The 24,533-nt window shown below is 63.0% G+C and carries 24 protein-coding genes and 1 pseudogene; 11 read left to right on the plus strand and 14 right to left on the minus strand.

Annotation, left to right across the window (positions count from 1 at the left end; genetic code table 11):
- Positions 1-40 precede the first annotated feature (40 nt).
- The 4 genes from MTAI_RS14400 to MTAI_RS14410 all read right to left on the minus strand — a co-directional run bounded on the left by MTAI_RS14400 (position 41) and on the right by MTAI_RS14410 (position 5,868).
- Positions 41-5,029: a RecQ family ATP-dependent DNA helicase gene (locus MTAI_RS14400; protein WP_027888660.1), complete on the minus strand. Its 4,989-nt coding sequence runs from the start codon at positions 5,027-5,029 to the stop codon at positions 41-43.
- Between the two features lie 271 nt (positions 5,030-5,300).
- Positions 5,301-5,450, minus strand: coding sequence for a hypothetical protein (locus MTAI_RS15450; protein WP_241768786.1), 150 nt, complete (start codon positions 5,448-5,450; stop codon positions 5,301-5,303).
- On the minus strand, positions 5,447-5,653 hold the full coding sequence (locus MTAI_RS15455) for a DUF5615 family PIN-like protein (protein WP_223299626.1): 207 nt from the start codon (positions 5,651-5,653) through the stop codon (positions 5,447-5,449). The genes MTAI_RS15450 and MTAI_RS15455 overlap by 4 nt, the downstream gene beginning before the upstream one ends.
- A complete protein-coding gene (locus MTAI_RS14410) occupies positions 5,650-5,868 on the minus strand; it encodes a DUF433 domain-containing protein (RefSeq protein WP_027888909.1) in 219 nt (72 codons plus the stop codon). Before MTAI_RS14410 ends, MTAI_RS15455 begins: the two co-directional genes overlap by 4 nt.
- A gap of 899 nt (positions 5,869-6,767) precedes the next feature.
- Between MTAI_RS14410 and MTAI_RS14415 the strand changes: the two genes are divergently transcribed.
- The 4 genes from MTAI_RS14415 to folK all read left to right on the plus strand — a co-directional run bounded on the left by MTAI_RS14415 (position 6,768) and on the right by folK (position 10,558).
- A complete protein-coding gene (locus MTAI_RS14415; RefSeq protein WP_241768774.1) occupies positions 6,768-8,102 on the plus strand; it encodes a replication initiator protein A in 1,335 nt (444 codons plus the stop codon).
- Positions 8,103-8,191: 89 nt separating this feature from the next.
- Complete coding sequence (locus MTAI_RS14420) at positions 8,192-9,109, plus strand: ParA family protein (protein WP_027888907.1); 918 nt, start codon at positions 8,192-8,194, stop codon at positions 9,107-9,109.
- Positions 9,106-9,993 carry a ParB/RepB/Spo0J family partition protein gene (locus MTAI_RS14425; RefSeq protein ID WP_027888906.1) on the plus strand — a complete coding sequence of 296 codons (888 nt, stop codon included), beginning with the start codon at positions 9,106-9,108 and terminating at the stop codon, positions 9,991-9,993. Before MTAI_RS14420 ends, MTAI_RS14425 begins: the two co-directional genes overlap by 4 nt.
- 70 nt (positions 9,994-10,063) lie before the next feature.
- Entirely contained in the window at positions 10,064-10,558 is a 495-nt protein-coding gene (gene folK, locus MTAI_RS14430; protein ID WP_027888905.1) for a 2-amino-4-hydroxy-6-hydroxymethyldihydropteridine diphosphokinase, read from the plus strand.
- Here folK and MTAI_RS14435 read toward each other — a convergent pair.
- From MTAI_RS14435 to folP, 3 genes are read right to left on the minus strand one after another with little or no spacing between them, the layout of a single operon-like run.
- Positions 10,539-11,855: a bifunctional folylpolyglutamate synthase/dihydrofolate synthase gene (locus MTAI_RS14435; protein WP_027888904.1), complete on the minus strand. Its 1,317-nt coding sequence runs from the start codon at positions 11,853-11,855 to the stop codon at positions 10,539-10,541. The two genes, folK and MTAI_RS14435, sit on opposite strands and share 20 nt — an antisense overlap.
- A complete protein-coding gene (folB, locus tag MTAI_RS14440; protein WP_027888903.1) occupies positions 11,852-12,205 on the minus strand; it encodes a dihydroneopterin aldolase in 354 nt (117 codons plus the stop codon). Before folB ends, MTAI_RS14435 begins: the two co-directional genes overlap by 4 nt.
- Entirely contained in the window at positions 12,198-12,968 is a 771-nt protein-coding gene (gene folP / locus MTAI_RS14445) for a dihydropteroate synthase (protein ID WP_043983318.1), read from the minus strand. The genes folB and folP overlap by 8 nt, the downstream gene beginning before the upstream one ends.
- A gap of 358 nt (positions 12,969-13,326) precedes the next feature.
- On the opposite strand from folP, the gene MTAI_RS15110 reads away from it, so the two are divergent.
- Positions 13,327-13,458, plus strand: a complete 132-nt coding sequence (locus MTAI_RS15110; protein WP_342585817.1) for a hypothetical protein — start codon at positions 13,327-13,329, stop codon at positions 13,456-13,458.
- Here the strand turns inward: MTAI_RS15110 and MTAI_RS15460 are convergent.
- From MTAI_RS15460 to MTAI_RS14460, 3 genes are all read right to left on the minus strand, one after another.
- On the minus strand, positions 13,455-13,703 hold the full coding sequence (locus MTAI_RS15460; RefSeq protein ID WP_245392004.1) for a hypothetical protein: 249 nt from the start codon (positions 13,701-13,703) through the stop codon (positions 13,455-13,457). The two genes, MTAI_RS15110 and MTAI_RS15460, sit on opposite strands and share 4 nt — an antisense overlap.
- Positions 13,704-13,925: 222 nt before the next feature.
- Positions 13,926-14,726 carry an ABC transporter permease subunit gene (locus MTAI_RS14455; RefSeq protein WP_043983316.1) on the minus strand — a complete coding sequence of 267 codons (801 nt, stop codon included), beginning with the start codon at positions 14,724-14,726 and terminating at the stop codon, positions 13,926-13,928.
- Positions 14,727-14,746: 20 nt separating this feature from the next.
- Positions 14,747-15,637: an ABC transporter ATP-binding protein gene (locus MTAI_RS14460; RefSeq protein ID WP_027888899.1), complete on the minus strand. Its 891-nt coding sequence runs from the start codon at positions 15,635-15,637 to the stop codon at positions 14,747-14,749.
- Between the two features lie 409 nt (positions 15,638-16,046).
- Between MTAI_RS14460 and MTAI_RS14465 the strand changes: the two genes are divergently transcribed.
- The 3 genes from MTAI_RS14465 to MTAI_RS14475 all read left to right on the plus strand — a co-directional run bounded on the left by MTAI_RS14465 (position 16,047) and on the right by MTAI_RS14475 (position 17,234).
- Entirely contained in the window at positions 16,047-16,565 is a 519-nt protein-coding gene (locus MTAI_RS14465) for a DUF421 domain-containing protein (protein WP_027888898.1), read from the plus strand.
- 105 nt (positions 16,566-16,670) lie between these two features.
- Positions 16,671-16,982: a ComEA family DNA-binding protein gene (locus tag MTAI_RS14470; RefSeq protein ID WP_187388625.1), complete on the plus strand. Its 312-nt coding sequence runs from the start codon at positions 16,671-16,673 to the stop codon at positions 16,980-16,982.
- A 45-nt stretch (positions 16,983-17,027) separates the two neighbouring features.
- The gene (locus tag MTAI_RS14475; protein ID WP_043983583.1) at positions 17,028-17,234 is read left to right on the plus strand and encodes a Sec-independent protein translocase subunit TatA/TatB; all 207 of its coding nucleotides are present in this window, start codon (positions 17,028-17,030) and stop codon (positions 17,232-17,234) included.
- Positions 17,235-17,521: 287 nt separating this feature from the next.
- Here the strand turns inward: MTAI_RS14475 and MTAI_RS14480 are convergent, their stop codons facing one another.
- A complete protein-coding gene (locus MTAI_RS14480) occupies positions 17,522-18,559 on the minus strand; it encodes an IS701 family transposase (RefSeq protein WP_187388626.1) in 1,038 nt (345 codons plus the stop codon).
- Positions 18,560-18,861: 302 nt separating this feature from the next.
- Here MTAI_RS14480 and MTAI_RS14485 point away from each other — a divergent pair, with 302 nt between their 5' ends.
- The 3 genes from MTAI_RS14485 to MTAI_RS14495 are packed head-to-tail and all read left to right on the plus strand — an operon-like array spanning position 18,862 to position 22,726.
- Positions 18,862-19,395, plus strand: a complete 534-nt coding sequence (locus MTAI_RS14485; RefSeq protein ID WP_027888950.1) for a 2-phosphoglycerate kinase — start codon at positions 18,862-18,864, stop codon at positions 19,393-19,395.
- On the plus strand, positions 19,392-21,407 hold the full coding sequence (locus MTAI_RS14490) for an ABC transporter permease (protein WP_027888951.1): 2,016 nt from the start codon (positions 19,392-19,394) through the stop codon (positions 21,405-21,407). Before MTAI_RS14485 ends, MTAI_RS14490 begins: the two co-directional genes overlap by 4 nt.
- Before the next feature lie 14 nt (positions 21,408-21,421).
- The gene (locus tag MTAI_RS14495) at positions 21,422-22,726 is read left to right on the plus strand and encodes an ABC transporter ATP-binding protein (protein WP_027888952.1); all 1,305 of its coding nucleotides are present in this window, start codon (positions 21,422-21,424) and stop codon (positions 22,724-22,726) included.
- Positions 22,727-22,809: 83 nt separating this feature from the next.
- Here MTAI_RS14495 and MTAI_RS14500 read toward each other — a convergent pair.
- The 3 genes and pseudogenes from MTAI_RS14500 to MTAI_RS15470 all read right to left on the minus strand — a co-directional run.
- Positions 22,810-23,379, minus strand: a pseudogene (locus tag MTAI_RS14500) (IS4-like element ISTth2 family transposase); the annotation flags it as partial.
- A 56-nt stretch (positions 23,380-23,435) separates the two neighbouring features.
- Positions 23,436-23,756 (minus strand): hypothetical protein, encoded by a 321-nt coding sequence (locus MTAI_RS15465; RefSeq protein ID WP_119361873.1) that lies wholly within the window; start codon positions 23,754-23,756, stop codon positions 23,436-23,438.
- Positions 23,757-23,872: 116 nt separating this feature from the next.
- Positions 23,873-24,526 (minus strand): transposase family protein, encoded by a 654-nt coding sequence (locus MTAI_RS15470; protein WP_245453147.1) that lies wholly within the window; start codon positions 24,524-24,526, stop codon positions 23,873-23,875.
- Between the last annotated feature and the right edge of the window lie 7 nt (positions 24,527-24,533).

Genomic DNA, 24,533 nt, shown 5'->3' on the forward strand with positions numbered 1-24,533 from the left:
ATATGCCTCAACTGGACGATCGAGCATCTTCAAGAGTTCCTCAAGCTCCGACATCCCCTACCTCCCGCCTTTGCCAGCGCTCGTAGTGTCTCCTTCCTTTCTCGGTCAGGCCGTATAGCTGATTGGCCTCATACACCCCCTTGACCTCGAGGTACCCCTTCCTCAGGGCTTCCTCAAAGGCCCGCTCCAGCTCCCGGGGCTTGATGAAAGAGAGATGGCCAAAGAAGCGGTTGTCCGTGTACTTGCGGCCCAGGGCGCCGCTCTTGCCCCGATCCTTGCCGCGCAGGGCCATCAGGGTGCTGCGCCGGCCCAAATACATGTAGCGGGCCTCCTGCGACCAGGCGTTTTTCTCCGCCAAAGCAAAGTAAGCCAGCAGGGTGTCCATGGGGCGGTAGGCCCGCTCGAGCTCCTCTTCATCTACTCCTTCCAAAGCCTCCCAGGGACCGGCATTCTTGGTGCAGATGTCACAGTCCCCACAGCTGCCTGGGGACTCGCCCAGATGTTTGAGGAGAACTTGGGCGCGGCACCGTCCATTCTCGGCGTAAACCTGCACCTTGCGGAGGCGCTCCTTTGAACGAGCCCTTAACTTTTCCTGCTCCTCGTGCCAGTCAAAGTAGCCGTCCTTTAGACGACCGCCCATCCGAATGTGAAGCAGGGGCTCCCGGTAGTGGTAGAGGTAGATATTTTGCTGCCGGAAGAGCTGGTACAGCCTCCGATCCAGCTCCAGGGCTTCCTCCAGGGAAATACGCGAGAAGTCCAGCTCATCCCCTCGCTCGCTACCCTCGTAACCGGCCCTGTGAAGCACGGCCAGGGCTTCCTGCGGCAGGTGCTTCTCCAAGACGTCCCTGGACTCCAGCAGGAGGGCCTTGCCCGGTAGAAAGTCATATTCCAGAACACCAGCCCGCTCGAGGCTGGTGAGGACGCGCTCGAGGTTATCCAGGCCCACCTCCCACCGGGAGGGTGCGGTCACCTCTTCCTCTTCGTCTCCCTCAGGCAGCTCCTCCTCGATCTCTCCTTCCTCAGGCTCTTCGTAAATTTCCCGGTAAATCTCCTGGCGGTAGCCCACCAGGGTTCTTCTCTCCTCCAAAAGGCGGATGAGCCGCCGGGCAAACTCCTCATGGGCCCGCCCACCGTGGCCCAACCCCAGCGTCCACTCCAGAAATCCCCAGTCCCCCTTGGTATACAAGAGCAGGCAGTAGGCCTCCTTTCCATCGCGTCCCGCACGCCCCGACTGCTGGATGTACTCCTCTAGGCTGCGCGGGGGCCGCCAGTGGACCACCAGCCGGATGTCCGGCTTGTCGATGCCCATACCGAAGGCGGTGGTGGCGACCATGACCCGGGTCTTCCCCTCCGTGAAGCGTTCCTGGGCCTCGCGCCGGGGCACCGGGCCCAGCCCCGCGTGGTAGGCCTCCACCGTCAGGTCGGGGAAAAGGCGGCCCAGGGCCCACGCCAAGCGCTCGGCCTCAGCACGGGTGGAGGTGTAGACGATGGCGCTGCCCCCCTCCCCTTTCTCTGTTAGCCAGGCCAGGGCCTTGGCCAGAACCTGGAACTTGCCCGCCTCCCCCTGCACTTTCCTCACCACAAAGCGGAGGTTGGGGCGGTGGAAGCTCTGCGGTTTGATCAACCTGTGGGCCGCCAGCCCTGCCGCCTTCTCCAGTCTTCTGAGGTCTTCCGGCGTGAGCGTGGCGGTGAAGAAGCTCCTGGGAACCCCCTGCAAATCCTTTAGCTTTTCCAGCGCCTTGAGGTAGTCGGGCCGGAAGTCGAAGCCCCACTCCACCAGGCAGTGGGCCTCGTCGAAGACCACCCGCCTCAGCTCCCCTGCCGCGTGCTTCTCCTGGAGCAGCTTCCACAGCGCCTCGCTCCGGTTGAGCCGCTCCGGGCTTACGTAGAGGAGCCGTACCCGGCCCGATCTCACCTCATCCAGCATGCTGCGCTGCTCCCCGGAGCCCATCAGCGAATGAATCGCCCCGACCGGCAACCCCATCTCCAGCAAGCGGTCGGTCTGGTCTTTCATCAGGGCGACCAGCGGTGAAACCACCAGGGTAAGCCCGCCCTGCATGAGGGCCGGGAGTTGAAAGGCCAGGCTCTTACCAAAGCCCGTGGGCAACAAAGCCACCAGGTCTTCCCCATCCAGCGCAGCCTGTATGGCTTCGGCCTGCTTGGCCCAGCGTTCCTCGTCCACTTTGAGTTCGTAGACCTCTCTGGCAACGCGGCGGGCTTTTTCGATGGGCTCGAGGCCGGCCAGCAGAATTTCCCTGAGCCTGCGCAGCGTCTCTTCTTCCAGTTCGTCCTGGGGGAGCCAGGCCCGATCCACCTGCAGGATTCTTGCGATCTGGTCGTAAAAATTCTTTCTATCCTCGAGGATGTGCCGGTGTACGCCAGGGGGCAGGGCGCGATAGAAGATCCCCTGGTAGGCAGCATTGAGCAGCTTCTTATCCCACAGGACAAAAGCCCCATCCCCCGCCCGCTCGCGCTGGTCGCGGATCAGCCGGCCAAAGGCCTGGGCAAAGGAGAGCGCCGCTTTTGGAAGGTAGTAGTCCCACCACTTATCCAACCCCTGCTCATAGACCCACTCCATCCGCCTGGTGAGCAGCAAGGAAGGCAGGGGGAAGGGGATGCGCTCGAGGTTCACCAGCTTCAAGGCAGGGAAATCCACCCCCTCCATGTAGCTGCGGGAGCCCAGGGCGGCCACCGGGGCCTCGGGGTCCTGCTTGATGCGGCTGGCCACGTCCTCTCGTTCCTTCCGGGTCAGGGGGGCCAGGATGTTGGGCAGGCTGTCCAGGGCGCCTTTGGCGTCTTCCAGGCGCTTGAGGCTGGTGAAAAGGGAAAGGCTGCGGTGGGACAAAGGCAGCAGGGTCTTCAGTTCCTCGTGCAACATGCGCTGAAAGCGCGGCAGCGTGCTTTCGCGGGCCTCTGGGAGGTGGCGCGGCACCAGCAGGTGGGCCTTCTCGTAGGGAAGGGAGGGCGGTAGCCGCTTGGAAAGAGCGTTTTTTAGGCCCAGCACGCGCTTGAACAGGTCGAAGCCCTCGGGGTCGTCCTTGGTGGGTACGCTCAGGGTTGCGCTGGTCAGCACAACGCCTTTGAAGCGAGGCCACAGGCCGGTTTTCAGCTCCCGGGAAACGTCGATGGGCTGCGCCAGGTGCCGCCAGCTCTCGGTGGTGGGATCCCACTCAGAGAGGTGGAGAAGGTTCTGATCCGGCTCCCCAGAGGCCAGGCCCAGCACCCGGCGGCGCTCAAATAAAAGCCCCAGGGCGTCCTTCAGAAACTGTTTTATGGGCGCAAGCTCACGGGCCACGAACCCCGTGGGGTTCTGGCCGATCTCCTCCAGTGCTTTTTTCAGCTCGATCAAGGCCCCTATCAGCGCTTGCTCCTCGCGATTGATGAGGGGCCACTCCTCGAGCCGCTTCCACTGGCTGCTAACCCCCAGGGTGATGCCATAGCGCGGATCCCCGGTGCCTCGGTTCTTGATGAAGTCCACAAGGTGGTCGGTGTAGCTCTTGAGCGCCTCGTGCACGCTGGGTAGAAGCTTCTGGACTATCTCCTTGGCCCTGCCTCTCTCCTCCTCGCTAAGCTCCTGCAGCCGCCGGCCGTCCCTGAGCAGGCCCCGCTCCTTCTGGGGGTGGGCCAGGCGGTTGAGCTGGTGGATGAAGTCCTCGTAACCCAGGGCCTGGGTCAGCGCCTCCGTGGCAACATCCTCCAGGTGATGGGCCTCGTCGAGCACCAGATGGGCCTGGTCTTCGACCGCATCGGGTTCATCCTGGCTCAGAAAGTTGGCCAGCAGGTAAGCCTGGTTGGTTACCAGGATCTGCGCTCCCTTGCGGTGCGCGAGCTGGCGCTGAAAGGCACAGGTGTGGAAGAAGGGGCAGTCTGCCCGGCAGCGGCGGGGGTTGGTGCCCACGCGGTCTTTTGCTTCGCGGAAGCCCTTGGAGGAATGCCAGTAGCGGGGAAGGGCCTCGAGGTCGTGCCCACCCAGGGCCGCGTAGTGCAGGAGGAGGCCCACTGCGGCCCTGAAATCCTCTTCGTCCTCTTCCCTGGCGTCCAGAAAAAGATCGAACAGGGCCTCGGGGCAGAGGGTGTCTTTGGGGCTCTTCACCAGCGCTGCGCGAACGGCATAGCCCCTCTTTCCCACCTCCTCGAGCTCTTTCAGGGCCTGGAGCTGGAGCACTTTAGTGTGGGTGGCCACCCAGGTTTTTTCCCCCACATGAAGGGCCGGATAAAGGTAGCCCTTGGTCTTACCGGTACCTGTAGGCGCCTCAAGCAGGATTCGATGCCCGGATCGCAAGGCCCCCTGCACCTTCTCGAACATCTGCATCTGCGCCTCCCTCCGCTTGGGAAGCAGATCCTCGCCCAGGTTGGCAGGGGATGGCAGGGCCGATCCTCTGTAGTCGATCAGCTTTACCAGCGCTGGGGTGGCAAGGAGATCCTTGACCAGCCCCGGGGTATCAGGAAAAAGCTCTCCTTCAATCAGGTTCAGTTCCCGCCAGGCTCGAGCCAGACCATCTGGCAGCTTTTGCAGCAGCAAACCGGAGAGTACGCGCCAGGTCGCCTCGACATCGGCCTGGGCGCGGTGAGCATCCTTCAGTTCTTCCTTTGTGAAATACGCGTAGAGGTCCCCCAAGCGGTAGCCTGCAAGTCCTTCCGGTGGCGTGGGGAAAACCAGATGGGCCAGTCGAAGGGTATCCAGCGCGGACCTTGCGGCCGGGAGAAGCTCCATCCCAACCGCTGATAAGGCGCGCTCGAGCACGGGCAGGTCGTAGTGCAACAGGTTGTGGCCCAGCAAAGGACGATCCCCAAGAAAGCTAAGGAAGTCCCGTAGCACCGCCTCCAAAGGCATCTTTTCTCGCTCATACTCATCAAAGGGAATGCCAGTAAAGTGAAAAGCATCGTGCTCAGCATCGAGGTCTTCTGAAGTGGCCACGTAACGGTGGAAGGTTCTACCTTCCACATCCTGTGCAGCAATTTCCAGAATTTCAGCCGCTTTTGCGTCGGTAGAGGTAGCCTCAAGATCAAACGCTACAAAAGTTTTCATAATCGATGAGATTCTTACCCAAAAGAAGTTACCCGTTGGGGCAAATAACAACACCCGCCCTGTTTTTTTCCAAATTTTTCGGCCTTCAAGCCATAAAAGGAGTCTAGACTCACGCCCTGGGAGAGGCAAATTAAGCGTACTACCGTTCCCGACAACCTCTTGCGACTTTTGCACTGAACATCTAATACCATTAGGACTTACGCAGTTGGGCAAAGGATGTGGCGGTGGGCGTGTACGTGCATGTCCCGAGGTGAGCCGTGCCCTACCCTCGCTATCCTAAAGGCAACGGGCGCACACGAACCCGGCGGGAGTCCACCACTACGATGGCCCCAGCCTCGAGCACCTCTGCCGCGGCCACCAGCACTTGCAGCAGGCGCTCTCCGCTAGCCTCAGGCCGCAAGTCCACTCCCCGCAGAATCACCACGCTTGGGTATACGCCAGCAGGTCGCCAAAGTCGAGGTCGTGGGTTAGGAGCAAGTACCCCTGGGTGGCAGCGAAGCGCAACACCTCGAGGTCGTTTGCGCTGGCCAGTCCCACCTCCGACCATCGCACGGCCTGGTGGCCCCGTTCACGCAAAAACCCCACCCAGCGAGGGGTGAGGTTCATGTCCAGTAGAATCTTCAAACCGCAACCTCGCGCTCCTCGGCCAGAAAGACCGCGTACTCCAGCGCGGCGTCAATATCCTCTGGCTCGAGCTCGGGGTAGTCGCGCAGGATTTCTGCCGGGGTCTGGGAACGGAGCTGGTTGAGGATGGTGCCCACGGTGATGCGCGTTCCACGAATGCAGGGCCGCCCGCCCATGACCAGTGGGTTGAAGGTGATGCGCTCAGACAGCCTCACATGTCTATGTGAGCACTTCGTCCAGCACAACCCGGCCCTAGAGGCCGGGGCAGTGCTTCAGAAGTAATGGATAGTTTATGCGTTTATCCCATTCACCACAGAAACCGAGCCATTACCTGTGTGGCACTACCGAGGCCGGTGAGGAAACCCGGGGATCTGCCAGGGCCGCCGAGAGGAGGGCCAGGTCGTCCAGAGTCAAGTAGCGATTCATACGACCAATTTTCAGAAAACAGGATAGGCTTTCCCTCCCCACTTGCAGGCTACAACTGCCAAATAAAGCCGCAGCCTCCAGCAGCGGTAATTGCACTATCGGAATACTTGGTCAATTCCCAGGTCGGGGGTATCGGAATACTTGGTCAATTGGGCCGCTTCAAGTATCGGAATACTTGGTCAAAAAGTGTATCTAATTACGTCCTGATGAGGGTTTTTTAGACGACCTCGCCAACCGCCTACTGCCATGGATTAACTATCGGAATACTTGGTCAATTCATGCCTCGGACTATCGGAATACTTGGTCAATTCCCAGGTCGGGGGTATCGGAATACTTGGTCAATTGGGCCGCTTCAAGTATCGGAATACTTGGTCAATTCACGCTGGCAGGTATCGGAATACTTGGTCAATTCATGCCTCGGACTATCGGAATACTTGGTCAGTTGGGGGCAAAAATTATCGGAATACTTGGTCAGTTTCTTCAAAAAAACGCGTCCTGGAGCCGCTGAGGGCCGGGGGCATGATGATGATCATCAATTAATTCCTTCTTTCTTTCTTAATTTTTTTAATTCAACATCATACCCAGGCAGCAACAACGAGCGTGGTAGGTGTCAGTATAATCTCAAGCAGGAATGAAGCAAAAAAAGACAGATAACAATAGCGAGATAGTGCATTTTGACGAGGCCAATGTGGCACGGCTCGGCCTCATCAGCATTCAGGAACGGATACCGCCTAGCTTTACCAGCTGGATTGTCGACTTTAACCTGGACGGCCGGCCCGCCCGGCTTTCCTGTGTAGCAGTGGCTGAGCACGGCGGTGTCCCACATGGACTGGATAACGACGTGAGCTTGGCCTTAATTGCACTGTACCAGGATGCAGGCTGCCCTGAGGACGGCACCATTGTGACCACAGCGTACCGCATCTTGACGGCCATTGGCTGGGATACCAGCGGGCACTACTACCAGGCCTTGAAGGAGAGCCTCGAGCGCCTGGCCACCGCCACCTTTACCGCCAGTGAGGCCTGGCGCAGCGGTAAGCGCTGGACCACGGTCAAGTTCCGCTACATCGATCGCCTGGAGTACACCAGCGAGGATGACCGGCTGGGCCTCTCAGGGCAGAGTGTTCTGAAGATCCGCCTGGCGCGCGAAATTGTGGATTCAATCCGGGATAAATATCTGAAACCGCTCGATCTGCAACTGCTTACCAGCCTCGAGCGCCCCCTGACCCGCGCCCTGTACCGGTTGCTCGACGCCCAGCGGGTTTTGCCGGATGGGGGAGAGGTGATGCAATTCCGCGTCAACATCGTGGAGTGGGCCAAAGCCTGCAAGATCGTGGATCAAACCCCGGCCAAGGTTCGGCGCACGCTCGAGGGGGCCCACGTGGAGCTGGTTGAGCGGGGCTATCTCAGCGAGGTGCGCTACGAGGGGAGGGGGGCCAAGCAGGAGATTATCTATGTTTTTGCTAAAGATACGAGCCTCTCGGAGGAGGCCCTCGAGGCTGTGGCGCTGCTGGCCCGTTACGGTGTGGCGCGATCCGTGGCCTACGACCTGATCAACATCTACGGGCTGGATCGCATAAACGAGAGACTGAACCGTTTTGAGGCCATTCTGCAGGCGGGGTACACCCCGCGCAACCGGGCGGGGTTCCTGGTCGATGTAATCCGGGATGACGAGGGTAAGTACGCCGATCCCGCTGGTTTTGTCTCGCATGTCCATCCTTCAAAGCGCTCAGCGGCGGGAGCGAGGAAGGCCGGGGCAGTTCATCGATCGGAGGAGCCGGAACAGCCGGCGGAATTTGCAGACTGGGAAGGCCTGGATGCACGAGGGCGGGCCGAGAAAGCCCTGAAGATGTTGAGTTTCATTCTGGGTAAAGGTTTTCCTACTGCTTACTACGGCGCGCTGATGGACGCTTTTGTGGCTGGCACGCTGGATCCGCTCGAGGTCACCAAGGCGGCCATAAAGGCCCAGATCGAACGCCGGATGGCGCGTTTTATCGAAGAACTTATGCAAATGCTGGGCGTCTAGCATCAGCGGGTTACCCAGGTTCTTGGCGTTGGCGCTAAAGTATTGCCCGAACGCTTGACTCAAAAAGCGGCTCCCTTTACCATAAGGGCATGAAGGAAAAACTGATACCTTTGCCCCTCTGGGCCGAGCAGCGGGGCATCCCCGGATCCACTGCGCGCAAGATGGCGGAAGACAAAGAGATTCCCGCGCGCAAACTGGGGCGTTACTGGTACGTGGTGGAGGAGACCGAGGACGGTAGCGGCCAGGGGCGCATCTTCACCCTTTTCAACCACGCGGGCGGGGTGGGGAAGACCACGCTGGCCCGGGATCTGGGCTTTGAGCTGGCCTCGAGGGGGCACCGGGTGCTGCTGGTGGACGTGGATCCACAGGCCAACCTGACCCAGTGGTTGGGGGTGGATGCAGTGGAGGAGAAGGACACCCTGCTCTCCCTCGCCAACGGCGTGCTGCCCGAGCCTAGGGAGGCCTACGGTATGCACCTGATTCCAAGCAGCCTGCGCATTGCGGTGCTGGATGTCAAGCTAAAGTCCATACCAGCTGGGGAATTGCTGCTTCGACGCAAGCTCCACGCCATTCGCACGACCTACGACTTCATTCTGGTGGACTCCCCGCCTTCCCTGGGCCCCCTTTCGTTCCTGGCGGGTCTGGCCGGTGAGGGCTTCATCGTGCCGGTGGAGACCACGGCCAAGGGCTTGCAGGGGCTCAATGGGGTGATGGAGGTTTCGGAGTTATACGCCACCGCTGCGGGTATGGCCAACTTTATCCGCCTGCTGGTGCCGACCCGCTACGACCCCCGCTCCCGCACGGCCCAGGAGGCGCTGGAGGGTGTGGAGCGCCTGGCCCGGCGGTTCTCGGTGGCCCCGCCCCTCCACGAGCGCCCCGGCCCCTTTCGTCGCAGCGCTGCCGAGCGGATGCCGATTCACATGGTGGAAGGAGCGCAGGAAGCGGTCAGGGAGATTCGAGACATCACCGATGCCCTGCTGCGGGTTGCGCAGGAGGTGGTGGCATGAGCCAGCTCAGCGAGCTTCTGGCCCATATCGAAGCAAAGGCCGACCAGCTCGATAAGCGTCTGAAGTCCGGTGCTCGCCTGCCCCTCTCGGCCCTGCGCCCGAACCCCCACCAGCCCAGAAAGCGCCTCGAGGGCATTGAGGATCTCGCCCAGTCCGTCAGGGAAAAGGGTCTTCTGCAGCCCCTCCTGGTTCGCCCGCTGGGGGAGGGGCGCTACGAGATCGTTGCGGGGGAGCGGCGCTACCGGGCGGCTATGGCGGCAGGCCTCTCCGAGGTGCCCGCGGTGGTGCTGGAGGTTTCCCAGGAGGAAGCCCGGGCGCTGGCCCTGGTCGAGAACCTTAAAAGGGAAGACCTCAACCCCTACGAGGAGACTGTGGCCCTTTTAGATCTGCTGGCCCTCCGGCAGGGAACGAGCAGGGAGGAGGCCGCCCGGCTTCTGCAGAACCTGCTCCAGCTGGAGAAACGAAAGTCGGGGTTGTCCCACGACGTCGTGGGACAACGGGAGGCCGTTGAGGACGTGTTTCGTACCGCCGCCCGCATGGACTGGCGGAGTTTTGTGCAGCACCGTCTGCCCCTCCTGCGGCTGCCGGATGAGCTCCGGGCGGCCCTGGAGGAGGGCAGCATCCCTTACAGCGCGGCCCTCGAGCTCAAGAAGGTGAAGGATGAAAAAGCCCGGAAGACCCTCCTCGAAGAAGCCAAGGCCGGCCTGGCCGTGCAGGAACTCCGCCGGCGGGTGCGCGCGCTGAGTGAGAAATCGCAACAGCCGGAACAGGATCTGCACAAACGCTTCAAAGCCCTCTTTCCCCGGCTCAAGGCCCTGCCGCCCGAGCGCCGAAAAGAGGTCTTGCGGCATCTGGAGGCTCTCGAGGCGCTTCTGAACAGGTGAGGCCTCGGTCTACTGCCCGGTGTCGAGCCCATGCCGGTCATGGCCTCAAGCGCCGTGCTAGGATGTGGGGGTGCGCCGCTATGCCGTGGCCCTGGGCTCTAACCTGGGTGACCGCCTCGAACACTTGCGGCAGGGGGTGATCCGGCTCGAGCGTGAGGCAGAAGCCCAGGGGCTACGCAAGAGCCGCGTTTACGACACCGACCCTGTGGGCGGCCCGCAGGAACAATCCCCCTACCTCAACGCAGCGGTGGTGTTCTACAGTCCCCTAAAGCCCCAGCACCTGCTGGAGCTCCTGCTCGAGATCGAGCGATGGCAAGGACGGGTGCGCCTCGAGCCCAACGGCCCGCGTACCCTCGACCTTGACCTGCTGCTGTGCGACGACCTGCGCCTCGAGCAGCCGGGCCTCATAATCCCCCATCCTCGCCTGCACCTGCGCCCTTTCGTTCTGGCCCCCCTGGCCGATATCGCCCCCGGCTGGGTGGTACCGGGCCTTGGGCAGAGCGTGAGCGCGCTGCTAGCGGGGCTGGGAACCCGGGGGGTGCGCCTTACCGGTCTGCGGCTGTAGCCAGGCGGCGATAAGGCTCCGGTAGCTCCCCCACGGTGAGAAACGAGCCGGTGAGAACCACGGGCTGGCCGGGGTCGGCCTGCTCCAGGGCCCGTTCCAGGGCCTCGGGGATGCTGGGGGCGGGCTCGACGGGCAGGTGAAGGCGGTGGGCGGCCTCGAGCAGCTCCGCTACGGGGCGGGGGCTGGTGCGGGGCTGGCTCACCCACAGGCGTTCGACCTGCCCGCGCAGGGGCGGCAGGAACTCCGCGGGGTCGTGGTTGGACTTCATGCCCACCACGAAGAGGGCCTTGCGGCCAGGGAAGTCGTGGCCGAGGGCCTCGGCCAGGGCGCGGGCGCCGTCCTGGTTGTGGGCCACGTCGAGCACCAGGGTGCGGGGCGGGTCTTTTAGCTTTAGAACCTGGAAGCGGCCCGGCAGGTGGGCCCGCTCCAGGCCGCGCCGCAGGGCCTCCTGGGGGATCTCGAGCCCCCGGCTCCTCAGAAGGTTGAGGGTTGCGGCGGCCACGGCGGCGTTGGCCTGCTGGAAGCTGCCCCGCAGGGCGGGTTGCAGGCCGATGAGGGGCCTCTCGGGCAGCCAGACCGACAGCCCACGGGCATCGGAGGTGTAGTAGGCGTAGCCATCGGCCGGGCCCACCCGGTAGAGCGGGCACCCGCGCTCGCAGGCCACCTGGCGGATGGCCTCGAGCGCCTCCTCCTGCGTCACGCCCGTCACCACCGGGACGCCCTGCTTGAGGATGCCGGCCTTCTCCAGCGCGATCTGGCGCAGGCTGTGGCCCAGCACCTCCTGGTGGTCGAGCCCGATGCTGGTGATGACGGCCGCCAGGGGCGGGGGGATGACGTTGGTGGCGTCGAGCCGCCCGCCCAGGCCCACCTCGAGCACCGCCACCTCCACCCCTTCCTCGGCGAAGTGCCCGAAGGCGGCCGCGGTGATCAGCTCGAACTCGGTGGTCGGGCCGTAGTGCTCGTCGCGGGATAGTTCCTCGGCCACGGGCCTCAGGCGCTCCACCTGGCGGGCGAAGGCCTCGGGCGGGATCGGGGTGCCGTCCACCTGGATGCGCTCGCGGAAGTCGAAGAGGTGGGGGGAGAGGTAGTGGCCGGTGCGGTAGCCCGCCTCGCGCAGCGCCGAGGCGATGAAGGTAGTGGTCGAGCCCTTGCCGTTGGTGCCGGCCACGTGCACCGCGCGGAAGGTGGTCTGGGGGTCGCCCACACGGCGTAGCAGTTCGCGGAAGCGCTCCAGGCCGAGTCGGATGCCAAACTTGAGCAGCGAGGTGGTGTACTCCAGGGCCTCGGGGTAGGTCATCGCGTCCTCCGCGTCTCCACGAATACGTCGCGCACCACGCCGGGCAGGGGGGCGTGGGGCTTGTGCACCCGCACCACCAGGGTGCGGATCTCCTCGAAGCGCTCGAGGATGGCCTCGGCCAGGTGGTCGGCCAGGGCCTCGATGAGGTAGAAGCGCTGCTCGGTGGCCAGCTTCTGCACAAAGCGGAACACCGCGCTGTAATCCACGGTGGAGCCGATGGCATCGGGCCTGCCCTCGAAGGCCACCTCCATCTCCACGTCCACCACAAAGCGTGCCCCCAGCCGCTCCTCCTCGGCGTGCAGGCCGTGGTGGGCGTAGAGCTCGATCCCGGCGAGGACGATCCTACCCATGCAGGGCCTCCCACACCGTCAACGCCTCGCGGTGGGCCTTCACGTCGTGGACGCGCAGCAGTCGGGCCCCCCGGCTCACCCCGAAGAGGTGGGCCGCCACGCTCCCCGCCACCCGCTCCGCGGCCACCTCGACGCCCGTCAGGGCCCCGAGAAAGCGCTTGCGGCTGGCCCCCAGCAGCACCGGGTGGCCCAGCGCGGCCAGCTCGTCCAGGCGGCGGATGAGTTCGAGGTTATGCTCCAGCGTCTTGCCGAAGCCGATGCCGGGGTCGAGCACCACCTGGGGCACCCCTGCCCGCAGGGCTTTGTGCGCCTGGGCCTGCAGGAAGGCTCTCACCTCGCCCACCACGTCGGTATAGTGCGCGTGCTGCTGCATGGTGGCGGGGTCGGGCACGGGCATGTGCATGATCACCGCCGGAATCCCATAGCGGGCCGCCAGGGCCATCATGCGCTCATCGCGCAGCCCGGTCACGTCGTTGAGCAGGTGGGCGCCCAGGGCCAGGGCCTCGGCGGCCACCTCCGGCTTGCGGGTATCGACGCTGATGGGAACCCCCAGGGACAGGAGGGCCTCGAGCACCGGCAGCACCCGGCGCTTCTCTTCCTCAACGCTCACCGGCTCAGCGCCGGGGCGGGTGGACTCCCCGCCCACGTCTATCAGGTCAGCCCCTTCGGCCACCATCCGGCGGGCGTGCTCGAGGGCGGCCTGGGGTGTGGTGTAGCGGCCCCCGTCGGAGAAGGAGTCGGGGGTGAGGTTAAGCACCCCCATCAGCCGGGGCCTTGAGAGGTCAAGGGTGTGCTCGCGCAGGTGTAACCACACGCGGCTATGCTACCCGGTGGCGGCCTAGGTGGGAAGGGATCGCGGCCCCGGCCGGGCTCTTATACGGCATGTAGCTGAACAGACCCATACCTAGCCCCATTCCTTGCCGGATCCGCGGCCCACAACACCACCTACGACCGACGAATGTGGTTCATGCTGGTGCTGATGACCCCGGGGGCGTACCCACATCCTGGCAATTGCACAGTGGATTCAAGGCCAGCGGGACTGGCCGTTGGCGATGGGCTTTGCTCGAAGAAAAACCTGTACGGCCTAGGCCACCGCCTACCACTTCCGGGGAAGCGTGCTGATGGCCGACCGCATCCTGGTCCTCAAGGACGGCCGCATCATCGAGGACGGCACCCACGAGGAATTGCTCGCGCGGAACGGGGAGTACGCCGAGCTTTGGCGGCTTCAATCCAGGCAGTATGCTTGGGCTTAGGGCCATGTAAGGCGCACGCGCTCCCCTGAAGCGCTCAGGGCCTTGCGGGCTTTTTCATCCTTCACCTTCTTGAGCTCGAGGGCCGCGCTGTAAGGGATGCTGCCCTCCTCCAGGGCCGCCCGGAGCTCATCCGGCAGCCGCAGGAGGGGCAGACGGTGCTGCACAAAACTCCGCCAGTCCATGCGGGCGGCGGTACGAAACACGTCCTCAACGGCCTCCCGTTGTCCCACGACGTCGTGGGACAACCCCGACTTTCGTTTCTCCAGCTGGAGCAGGTTCTGCAGAAGCCGGGCGGCCTCCCCCTGCTCGTTCCCTGCCGGAGGGCCCGCAGGGCCATGGTCTCCTTGTACAAGCTGGGGTCTTCCCGTCTGATACCAGGGCCCATTGGCAGGCGGCAACAAACCAAGCATCCCACGCGCTTTAGCTGCGGGAGTGTCAACGCCATCTACCGCGCGCCACAAGCCTCTCTACACCCCGATATCCCGCTGACGGAAGCGCAAGAAGCCCAGTGCCAGCACCAGCAGGGTGATGCCTAGGAGGATGGTGGTGTAATCCCAGTCGAAGCCGTTGCGCAGGGGCTCGTATCCGGTCGCAAGGTAGAAGGGGGAGAACTTCTGGCTGCCGGCTAAGTCCTTGTTGAGGGGGGCGAGGGCGTTCCATAGATAGGTTACTACGGCGGTCAGGGAGGCTAGGCCGAGGGCGACAGCCCGCCGGCCATTCCAGGCACCCAGCGCCAGGGCCAGGCTGCCGAAGAGCAGGCCCAGCAAGAAGCTACCGCTGACCGCGGCGAACTGGTGGCTGAGGGGTAGGCTGACGCCCACCGCTTGTAAGCCGAGCCATACGCTTAGGAAAAGGAGCAGGCTCGAGAACAGCAGCGCTACCACCAGCACGCCAAGCTTCTCCAAAAACAGCCGGGTGCGGCTCACCGGGTGGGCGGCGACCATCTCGAGCTGCCCTCGCTCCTCCTCCCCGGCGATGGTCGCCGAGCCGATGCCCACGCCCTGGATGATCAGCAGCAGCGGCACCATCAGCGCGAAGAGCCGCCCTTGCAAGAAGCCTTCGGGGGTGAAGAGGCTTACCCCCTCGCTGATCCCGAAAGCGGCCAGCATGCCCTTGGGCATCGATTTGATCAGGCCTTGCAACTCCTGACCGTTCTCCTGGATCGAGGGCAGGAACAGCACCGAGATCAGCGAGAGCGCGGCCAAGCCAATGCCGAAGCCCAGCAGGTTACCCCGGCCCATGCGAAGGTTTTGCGTGAGGATGTGCATATCTGGCTCCTTTAAGCGCCTCAGGCAGCGCTGCGTCCGTCGTAGTAGGCGAGGAAGATCTCCTCGAGGCTGGGTTCTTGCGAGATGAAGTCGCGCACCTGGTGCTGGGCAGCAGCCTTGATCAGGGGATCCAGGCTGCCCTGCACGGTGGCCTCGAGCCAGTCGCCCTCCGCCCGCAGGTTCTTGAGGCCGGGCACCTGGGCCCACTCCTTGGGGTTGATGGCTTCGGCGAAGCGGATGCGCACCCGGCGCAGCGAGCGCTCGGCCAGCTCGTGAATGGCGCTCACCGCCACCAGCCTCCCCTCGCGGATGATGCCCACCCGGTCGCACAGCGCCTGTACCTCCCCCATCACGTGTGAGGAGAGAAAGACCGTGGCTCCCTCGTGCCGCACCTCCTGCACCAGCTTCTGGAACTCAGCCTGCAAGAGCGGATCGAGGCCCGAGGTGGGCTCATCGAGGATCAGCAGCTCGGGGCGGTGCATGAAGGCCTGCACCAGACCGATCTTCTGCTTGCCGCCCTTGGAGAGGGTGCGCAGCTTGTGGGTGGGGTCGAGGTTGAAGCGCTCGATGAGCTGATTCAGGTAGGTCGTGTCCAGCTTGCCCCGCAGCCGGCCGAAGTAGCGGAACAGCTCCCAGCCCGTCAGGCCGTCATAGAGGTTGAGCTCGCCGGGCAGGTAGCCAACGCGTCGGCGCAGGGCCGGGTTGTCCCGCACCGGCTGGCCCAGCACCCAGGCCTGGCCGCTGCTGGGCCGGATCAGGTCGAGCAGCAGGCGTATAGTGGTGGTCTTGCCTGCGCCGTTGGGGCCGAGGAAGCCGAAGACCTCGGCGGGTTTCACCTCGAGGTCAAGCTCCACCACCCCTCGCCGCTTGCCGTAATACTTGCTGAGTTTTTCGGTACGAATCGCGCTCATGAAGGTCTCCTTGCCGCGCCTGCGGTAGATGGGGCTGTCTCCATCAGCTTAATACCAGGTTCGGTTAGTTCGGCACCGGAAGGCGGCGAATTAACCCGACCGAAGTGATCCGCTTGAAATCCATGCGCACCATGCGCAGGTAGAGGGTGGAGTTGAGCAGGCCGGCCCGGATGCCCATAGGTACGCAGCCATTCCAGCATCGCCTGGGCCTAGCAGAAGCGCCCGAGGTGCTGGTAGACGGCCAGGGCGATGACGAGCTCATCGCTGTAGCGGGGCTTTCTTGCGCCGGGACAGCAGCAGGGCGGTTGTTACAATCTTCTGCAGGGACGGGTAGCTTTGCATGTTTACCCCCGTCCCTTATTTGCTACTAGACGTCAAGTCCTTTTCCGAAGGCATTTAAGGAGCTGACATGAACGAAGCACTGATGCAAGCCCTGGGCGATGGCGTGACGCTGCTGTTCACTGCCTTGCGGGTGACAGCGGTCTATGTGGGGTTGCTACTGTTGTTGCGGCTGGCCGGCAAACGTACCCTGGGCCAGATGACCCCCTTCGACCTGCTCACCCTGCTGCTGCTGTCCAACGCGGTGCAGAACGCCATGATCGGCCCCGACAACAGTCTTACCGGCGGCCTGCTGGCCGCAGCCCTTTTGCTTCTGCTCAACCGTGCGATAGCAAGCAGCCCCCTGCGCCAGCACCTCGAGGGCCGCCCCACCCTTCTTATCCAGAACGGCCAGATACTCCGCGAGGCCCTGCAGCGCGAGGGGGTTCAGCTCGAGGAGCTCGAGACGGCTTTACGCGAGCACGGGGTCAGCCGAACCGAACAGGTGGCCTCGGCTGTACTGGAGATTGACGGCACCATCTCGGTGGTGCCCTTCCAGGAGCCCACTGTACACAAGATGCGCCACGTCAAGTCCAGCCGCAACCGCTAGGTTTCAGCACGGGCAATTCATTCTGCCTTCACGCCCTGGCTTCACAGTATCGACCGTGACCTACCTTTTACCACTGCCGTGCCTGGGTCACAGAAGGAGAGGATTATGCATCTGAAAAAGTCCCTGGGTTTGCTCTTGGCTGCACTCACTGTGATGGGCGGCTCGCTGATGGCCTTTGCTTCCTCGGCAAACACGACGGCGGCTAGCAAGACCACGGTGGCCGCAAAGATCGCCCCTGTGCACATCAACACCGCCACCCTGGCGCAGCTTGAGACCCTGCCCGGCGTCGGGCCCAAGCTGGCCCAGGAGATCATCAAGCACCGGCCCTACAAGAATGCCCACGACCTCCAGAGCAAGGTCAAGGGCATCGGCCCCTCGCTCTGGAAGAAGATCGCTCCCTACGTGCTGTTCAACTAGACCGACCTGCCGCTACGCCTTCCATGGTAGGCAAGGAGGGAACGCGTGAACCTCGGATTTCCCGAGATAGCAGTTATCCTGCTGGTGGCCCTGCTGCTCTTCGGCCCGCGCAAACTACCTGAGCTGGCCCGGGGCTTGGGAGAGGCGATTAGGGAGTTCAAGAAAGGGGCCAGCGCCATTCACGAGGAAGTGCCAAAGCCTCTTGACCTGAGCGCACAGCAAAACCCGCAGAAGGCAAAGCTGGAAAGATAGCCTTCAAGCACTGAAAATCAACGACCGATGAGAACCGCCTCGCTCGAGGCTGTTCCTTCAGTGTCAGAGCTGGATCAGAACACGATCGCCACAAGCAAGCCCAGCACTGGTTCGTGACCAGGCAGTAGCACACCTAGCAAAACCCTATACCGAACAATACCAGATTCGATTAGTTTGGTACCGGACAGCGACAAACCAACCTGACCGAAGGGCGTGCTCATAGGATACCAAAAGATATCCCCCTGGAGGTCTTTGTTTTGGATAACGATTTTTGAATCCGCTAGGACTTACGCAGTTGGGTGAAGGATGTGTATGGGATTGGCCAGGTAACTTCGTATCGCCTCGCGGATAATACTTGCTTTGGACTCATACCAACTCACCCCCGTTCGCAAGCGGTACACCTCCAGCCTCAGAAAAGCACGTAGGGACAGAAGAAGGTGGCCCAGGATAGAGGCCCTCTTTCTCACCTGGGCCCGCTCCACCCCGCAACACCCCTTGAGCCCCCGGTGGTAGACCTCGATACCCCAGCCTGCCCGCTCCAACTCCCCCCGCCGACCTTCAGTCATCCCCAGGTCGTTGGTCGCCCAGTGCTCCGCGTCCCCGTCTTTCGAAACCGTCCGGAACACCCTGACCAGACCAAAACCCCTCAGGTGCACCACCCGCCCCCCCAGCGGTATCTCCACCTCGCTCACCGGCTGAAGCCCCTCCCTATCCGGGTTCACCTGCCGGTTCCCCTTCAGCCGCGTGAGGAAGCGCCAGCCCAGGCGAGCAATCTCCTTCAGGTTCTCCAGCGAAGCGTACCAGCTATCCATTAGCACGTACGCTGGAGCAAACCCCCGTCCCTTGGCTACCCGCAGCATCTCCATAAAGTGCTCGTTCTTGGTCTTCCCTTCCCAGGGCTTGTCATAAATCCTGAAGTCGCAGGGGACGATCCCCTTCGGGACGGAGCAGGCTCCGTGCACCCGAGGGATGAGGGCCTGGCCCTCCGTCCACAGCAGGGTCATGAGGGCGATCCCCTTGACCACCCGCTGGTGCTTGCCGCTCCAGTGGTAGGTCACCAGCTCCATCCGCTGGGCGTAGGGTTTATCCAGGGTGGTGTCGTCCAGGATCAGAAGCCCCCGGGTGGGCTCCACCACGGCCCTGGCCTCCTGCCACAGCGCCTCCGTGTCGGGAGGCTGTCGCTGGAGCAGGCGGGTGAAGGCGTCGTGGGCGGGAGCGCTGGGTTCCTCGGGTTGGCAGCGGGCGGCCTCGGTACAGGTGAAGACCCTCTGGGCGGCGATGAGGAAGTGGATATAGTCCAGGTCGGTGCACTTTGGGGGGTTCATAGCAGCTAACTCCTCTTGGCCTGTTTGCTTTGCAGAAAAGGGTAGCCGAGTAGAGGGGTGAGAGGCAACTGCGTAACTCCTATCCGCTATAACAACAGCCCTTGGTAGATGGCCCAGCACCCCGCATAATCGCCCAAGACTTAACGTCCAAAACCCATAAAGAAAGGAGCCGAAGCACCCCAGATGGAAGACGCTGATAGTTACAGTCCCAAGCCAAGCCCCCATGGGGGTGCCGTGCCCCTGTTATAGGCCCGCCCGGCCAACCTCCTTGGGGATAACGCCGAACCCAAGGAGGTTTTTTCATGCTCAGCATCCTGAAGCGGCGCCTTCTGACCTATCCCCTTGGTACCTCCTTCCCAATCCCACCGTTTTGCCTGATGGTGGGCGGGGTGGGGAAATCCGCGCTTGCCGGGCAACTAGCCAAACGGCCCGGCGCCCATCTCGAGACCACCGAACACCTACGCGAAGCCCTGTGCACCAAGTATCCCGCGAAGTTTTACCCAGAGCTACACGCGCACGCCTACACTGCCTGGCGACTGCTCCTGCAAAATGGGCTCAGAACCGCTAAGGTCTTCCAGGGGCTACAAGCCCAGGCCTGCCTGCTGGAAAGGGAAGTGCAGGCCGTAGTCAGCCGGGTGGCCCGTGAGGGCCGGTCACCCGTGATCGAGGGCGCTCACCTGCTACTTGGCCGCTTCAGCCAGGTAAGGGCTTTGCAGGAGGCCCGCGAACGCCGGGTACGCTTCCATCACGTCCCCATCATCGCCACCAATGGACCGGGTGCCGAGGAGGCCGTGTTGGCCCTACTAAAACACCAGAGCCAAGGAGGGCACCCATGAAGCGGGTCTTCTCCTCCCCTGAGGTCTTGCGGCCCCGCGCTCCCTTCTCACGCTGGGATCTAGTGGTGATTCCGGGGATCTTGCTGCTCCTGCTCCTGCTCACCCTGGCCCTGCGGGGGGCCACCGCACCCTATGGCCCCAACACCCCTGATCTCACGGTGAGCCTGAATCCGGTCTACCTGCCCTACTACGGCCTGCGCACCCTGCTGCGGATGCTGGCCGCCCTCCTGCTCTCGCTGACCTTTACCCTGATCTACGCCACCATTGCTGCCAAGATACCACGCACTGAGCGGGTGCTCATCCCCATTCTGGACTTTTTGCAGTCGCTGCCCATTCTGGGCTTCCTTACCGCCACCACCGCCATCTTTTTGGGGCTGTTCCGGGGAAACCTGTTCGGCCTCGAGGCTGCCAGCATCTTCGCCATCTTCAGCTCCCAGGTCTGGAACATGACCTTCAGCTTTTATGCCTCGCTGCGCACAGTGCCCAGGGAGCTGCAAGAGGCTGCGGCCTTGCTCCGGCTTTCCTCCTGGCAGCGCTTCTGGAAGCTGGAAGTGCCCTTCGGCCTACCCAACCTGGTCTGGAACGCCATGATGTCAGTCTCGGGGGGCTGGTTTTTTGTGGTGGCCTCGGAGGTGATCAGGGTGGTGGGGCGCGACCATGATCAGTACCTGCCAGGGGTAGGGGCCTACATCGCCCTGGCCATCCAGCAGGCCGATGTCCAGGCCATGCTCTGGGCCGGGCTCACACTGTTCTTATTGGTGTTACTCTACGACCAGCTCCTCTTCCGCCCGGTGGTGGCCTGGGCCGAAAAGTTCAAGTTCGAGCAGTCCGAGTCCAGCGACACCGCACAGTCCTGGATGCTGACCCTTTTGCAGCGGGCCCGCCTCTCCCAGCACATTGCCCGGCTACCTCAACCCCTCTGGGAGTGGCTGTGGTTCAGAAGCGCCCGCGGCCACCGTCCTGGGGTGGCCCTCGAGCCGGCCCCAAGGCTACGGTTGCGTTCCCGCGTGGCCGACCTGGGGTTCAACCTGCTCATTGTCCTGGGCTCGCTGGCGCTGATGAGCGGGTTCCTGGGTTACTTGCTGGGCTCCGGCCTAGGCTTCAAGGGCGGGCAGATGCTACAGCCCAACCCCAACCTCAACACACAGCTATCGCCCGAGATCGCCCAGCGCTTCGCAGCCCTGGACATCGCCCCCGGTACTGACGGGAGCGTCTGGCTCTCCCAGTTATGCGCTGCCAGCAGGGGCGGACAGGCACTGAGCAGCAGCCTTAAGGCCCTTCTGGACACGCCTGGGGTTTGGGCCCCGGCCAACCTGGCGGCGGCCTGCCAGGCACCGCTGGCCCCGGCGGGCAAGGTCGCCTGGCCGGAAGTGCTCGAGGTGCTCAAGCTGGGCTTTTTCACAGCCCTGCGGGTAACCTTCTTCGTGCTCCTGGTCACACTGATCTGGCTGCCCATCGGGGTCTACGTGGGCCTGCGGCCCCGCCTCACCCAATGGGTGCAGCCCCTGGCGCAGTTTGGCGCGGCTTTCCCAGCCAACCTGCTCTTCCCCCTTTTTGTGGTAACCATCGTGCATTTCCGGCTCAACCCTGAGATCTGGGTTTCGCCCCTGATGGTGCTGGGAGGGCAGTGGTACATCCTGTTCAACGCCATCGCGGGCAGCGCGGCCATCCCCAACGACCTCAAAGAGGCCGCCCGCATCTACGGCCTGCGGGGTTGGAACCGCTGGCGACGGCTGATCCTGCCAGCTATTTTCCCCGCTTTCGTGACCGGGGGCATTACCGCGACCGGCGGTAGCTGGAACGCCAGTATCGTGGCCGAGGTGGTGAAGTGGGGCGATACCACCCTGGTCGCCACCGGCCTAGGGGCTTACATCGCCCGCTGGAGCACCGGCGAGTTCAACCCCCACGTGGGGCTGGGGATGCTGGTAATGGGCCTGCTGGTGCTGACCTACAACCGGCTGATCTGGCGGCGGCTCTACCAGTTGGCCGAGGAACGCTACCGGCTGGACTAATCCTGGAGGTGTTCATGCAAACCAACCACAAAACCTTGCTAGAGGCCAGAAATCTAACCAAAACCTTCACTGCCCCCGAGGGCAAGCCCTTCACCGTGCTCGAGGGCATCTACCTCGAGCTCCAAGAGGGCGAGATCGTGGCCCTGCTGGGCCGCAGCGGCTCGGGCAAGAGCACCCTCTTGCGCTGCCTGAGCGGGCTGTTGCGGCCCTCGGCGGGTGAGGTGCGCTACCGGGGCCAGCCGGTGCAGGGGCCCATGCCGGGCATGGCCATGGTCTTTCAAAGTTTCGCCCTCTTCCCCTGGCTCACTGTGCAGCAAAACGTGGAGCTAGGCCTGGAGGCAATGGGCATCCCCGCCCCCCGGCGCCGCCAAAAAGCCCTGGAGGCCATTGATCTGGTGGGGCTGGACGGCTTTGAGAAAGCCTTCCCCAAGGAGCTGTCCGGTGGCATGCGCCAGCGGGTGGGCTTTGCCCGGGCCCTGGTCACGGAGCCTGAGGTGCTCTTTATGGACGAGCCCATGAGCGCCCTGGATGTGCTCACCGCCGAGACCCTGCGCCTCGAGCTTTTGAACCTCTGGCAAAGTGGACGCCTCACCCTAAAGGGCATCCTGCTGGTTACCCACAACATCGAGGAGGCGGTGCTGCTGGCCGACCGCATCCTGGTACTCTCAAGCAACCCCGGCCGCATCCGGGCTGAGATAGCGATTACCCTAGGGTATCCGCGGCAACGCGAGGACCCTGCCTTCCAGGGGCTGGTAGAGGAGATCTACCGCATCCTGACCACCCGCCCGGCCCCTGAGCAGGTCACGCTCGAGCCCCTCACACTGGGTCACCGCCTACCCCAGGCCACAGTGGGGGCCCTCACCGGACTCTTAGAGCGGGTGGCCGAAGGCCCCGAATACGGCAAGGAAGACCTGCCCCGCCTGGCCGAGGAGATGCACCTGGAAGTAGACGACCTCTTTCCCCTACTGGATGCTGCCGAGTTGTTGGGCCTGGCCGTGCTGCAGGCCGGCGATATCCAGCTCACCGCCGAAGGCCAGCGCTTCGTAAAGGCCAGCCTGGAGGGGCGCAAGTGCATCTTCGCAGAGCGCCTGCTCCAGCAGGTTCCTCTGGTCAGACACATCCACCGGGTGCTGCACACCCGCCCCAATGGACGGGCCTCCGAGGAGCGCTTCCTGCGCGAGCTGGAAGACTACATGTCCACCGAGGATGCCGAAAAGGTGCTGGCCACAGCCATCGACTGGGGGCGCTACGCCGAGCTATTCGAGTACGACTACAACGCTGGTCTGCTCTTCAAAAGCGTAATCGGTCAATACATTTGAGACCTGACCTCTCATCACTTTTCCCCTTCCAGCTCCTGAAGCAGTTTCCTAAGCTCCTCCACCGCCTGCTCACGACAGTGAGGAGGCCCCTGCGCCAGCAAAAGCTCCACCTCCACCCCCTCCCGCTGAGGACGGATCACCTGTGGATACCGCTCCTGCAAGCAAAAACCCTCCCCCGCTTGGGTTTGTATTCTGCGATGCCCGCGCAAGCGGATAAGGAAGCCCATTCCCCAGGTCTTGAGCCGGCGCATCAGGGGCACCCGGTCAAAGCCGCGATCCAGGACGAAGAGGGGGGTGTAGCCCAGGGCCTGAACCTTGCGGCCCAGGCGGTAGAAGAAAGCCTCTTCAACGCGATTCTGGCTGGGCCAGGGGCTTGAGGGGTGGAGTTCGAAGGCGAGCTGCAGGGTTCTGCCATGGAGGGGCAGGGCAGCGACCAGGGCTTGGTGTTTTTGGTTTTCCCCGTCTGTCCAGTCTACGAGGGTGGGGAGGGGATGGTCTTTGGGGAAACACCAGAGCCGGTTGAGTCTGCTTTGAGCCTGGGTGGGGAGGGATGTTTGGCGGGCGAGGTTGGAGCGGACGGTTTTTCTGAGGGGAGCGAAGGCCGCGTGGACCCAAGGGGTGATAATCTGGAAGAGGGGAGTTGGGGTTTGCACAACATACAACTCCCCCTTTCTTCTTTCCTTTGTCAAGCCTAGACTCTAGGCTTTTATCACGAAGGGCACAACAACTGGTAGAGTTCGTTGGGGTTGGCAGAGAAGTAGCGAATGGAGCGCAGTGGGGATAGGTTGTGGAGATGTAAAAGGTTGATGAGCACATCACGGAAATACATCAACCCAGCGGCCCCCTTGCGGCTGCGGGAAGCGTCTTCACCAAAGACGGTATCGCGGGGGTGGTGCAGGCGGTTCTCTACCTGCCAGTGCCCGCGCCAAAGGGCATAGAAGTCCTGAGGGGTGCGGACCAGCGAGGTGATGGCATGGTCGGTCTCCTCGCTGACCTGGCCGCTGTCTTTGTGGATGACCTGGCGGTGCATGCGAAGAGCGTAGGTGGAACCGGCAAAGCCACTGACGCTGGGAGGCATGGGGGCGATGCTCAGTGTCCAGATCCACAACGCCGGGTGGGGTGGGTATGTGTCCAGGGCCCAGGCTATCAGCTGCTGCAGGTCTTTCTGGTTACTCTTGACCGTGAAGAGGTAGCCCCCTTTTGCGCCACCACCTGCTGGGCCAGGGTCGGGCTCATCACCCCAGCATCCCCCGTAATCAGCCAGTCCACCCCCAGGTCGCTCATCCGCACCAACCAACCCTCGGCTGCCTTGGCCTCGCTGGTCGTAACCGCCGTGCTACCCAGGCTCAGCCCCAATCCCTGCACCAAGGTGGAGAGGAAGACCAAAGCCGCCTCACCCTTGCGGCCCCGCCGGGTACCTCGCAGATGTTTGCCATCGGTGGCTATGGCCAGCGGCTCTTCCCGGCCCAGCGCCCGCAGCACATCCTGGGCCCAGGCCAGCATGGCCTCCTGCAAGGCTGCCAACTGCCCATCCAGGAACCAGAAGAAGCGATACATCGTGGCCTGGGCGGGCAGTTTGCGTTGCCCGAAGCGGTTGCGTAGCTTCAGGGTGTTCAGCAGGTACTTCTCCTGATCCCTGATCCAGTAGGCGATGGCCAGGATATTTGTCCGACCGCTGCCCAGGGCCATCAGACTGATCAACATCAGGTTTTCCCATTCATGCTCGGTCTTCAGGTATTCCCTCGGATCGGGTATCTCCGCCAGGTATGGCAAGGGGCTGGGTATCTGTGTGGGATTCATAGGCTCT

This window comes from Meiothermus taiwanensis WR-220 (genome assembly GCF_003568585.1).
GTDB lineage: Bacteria > Deinococcota > Deinococci > Deinococcales > Thermaceae > Meiothermus > Meiothermus taiwanensis.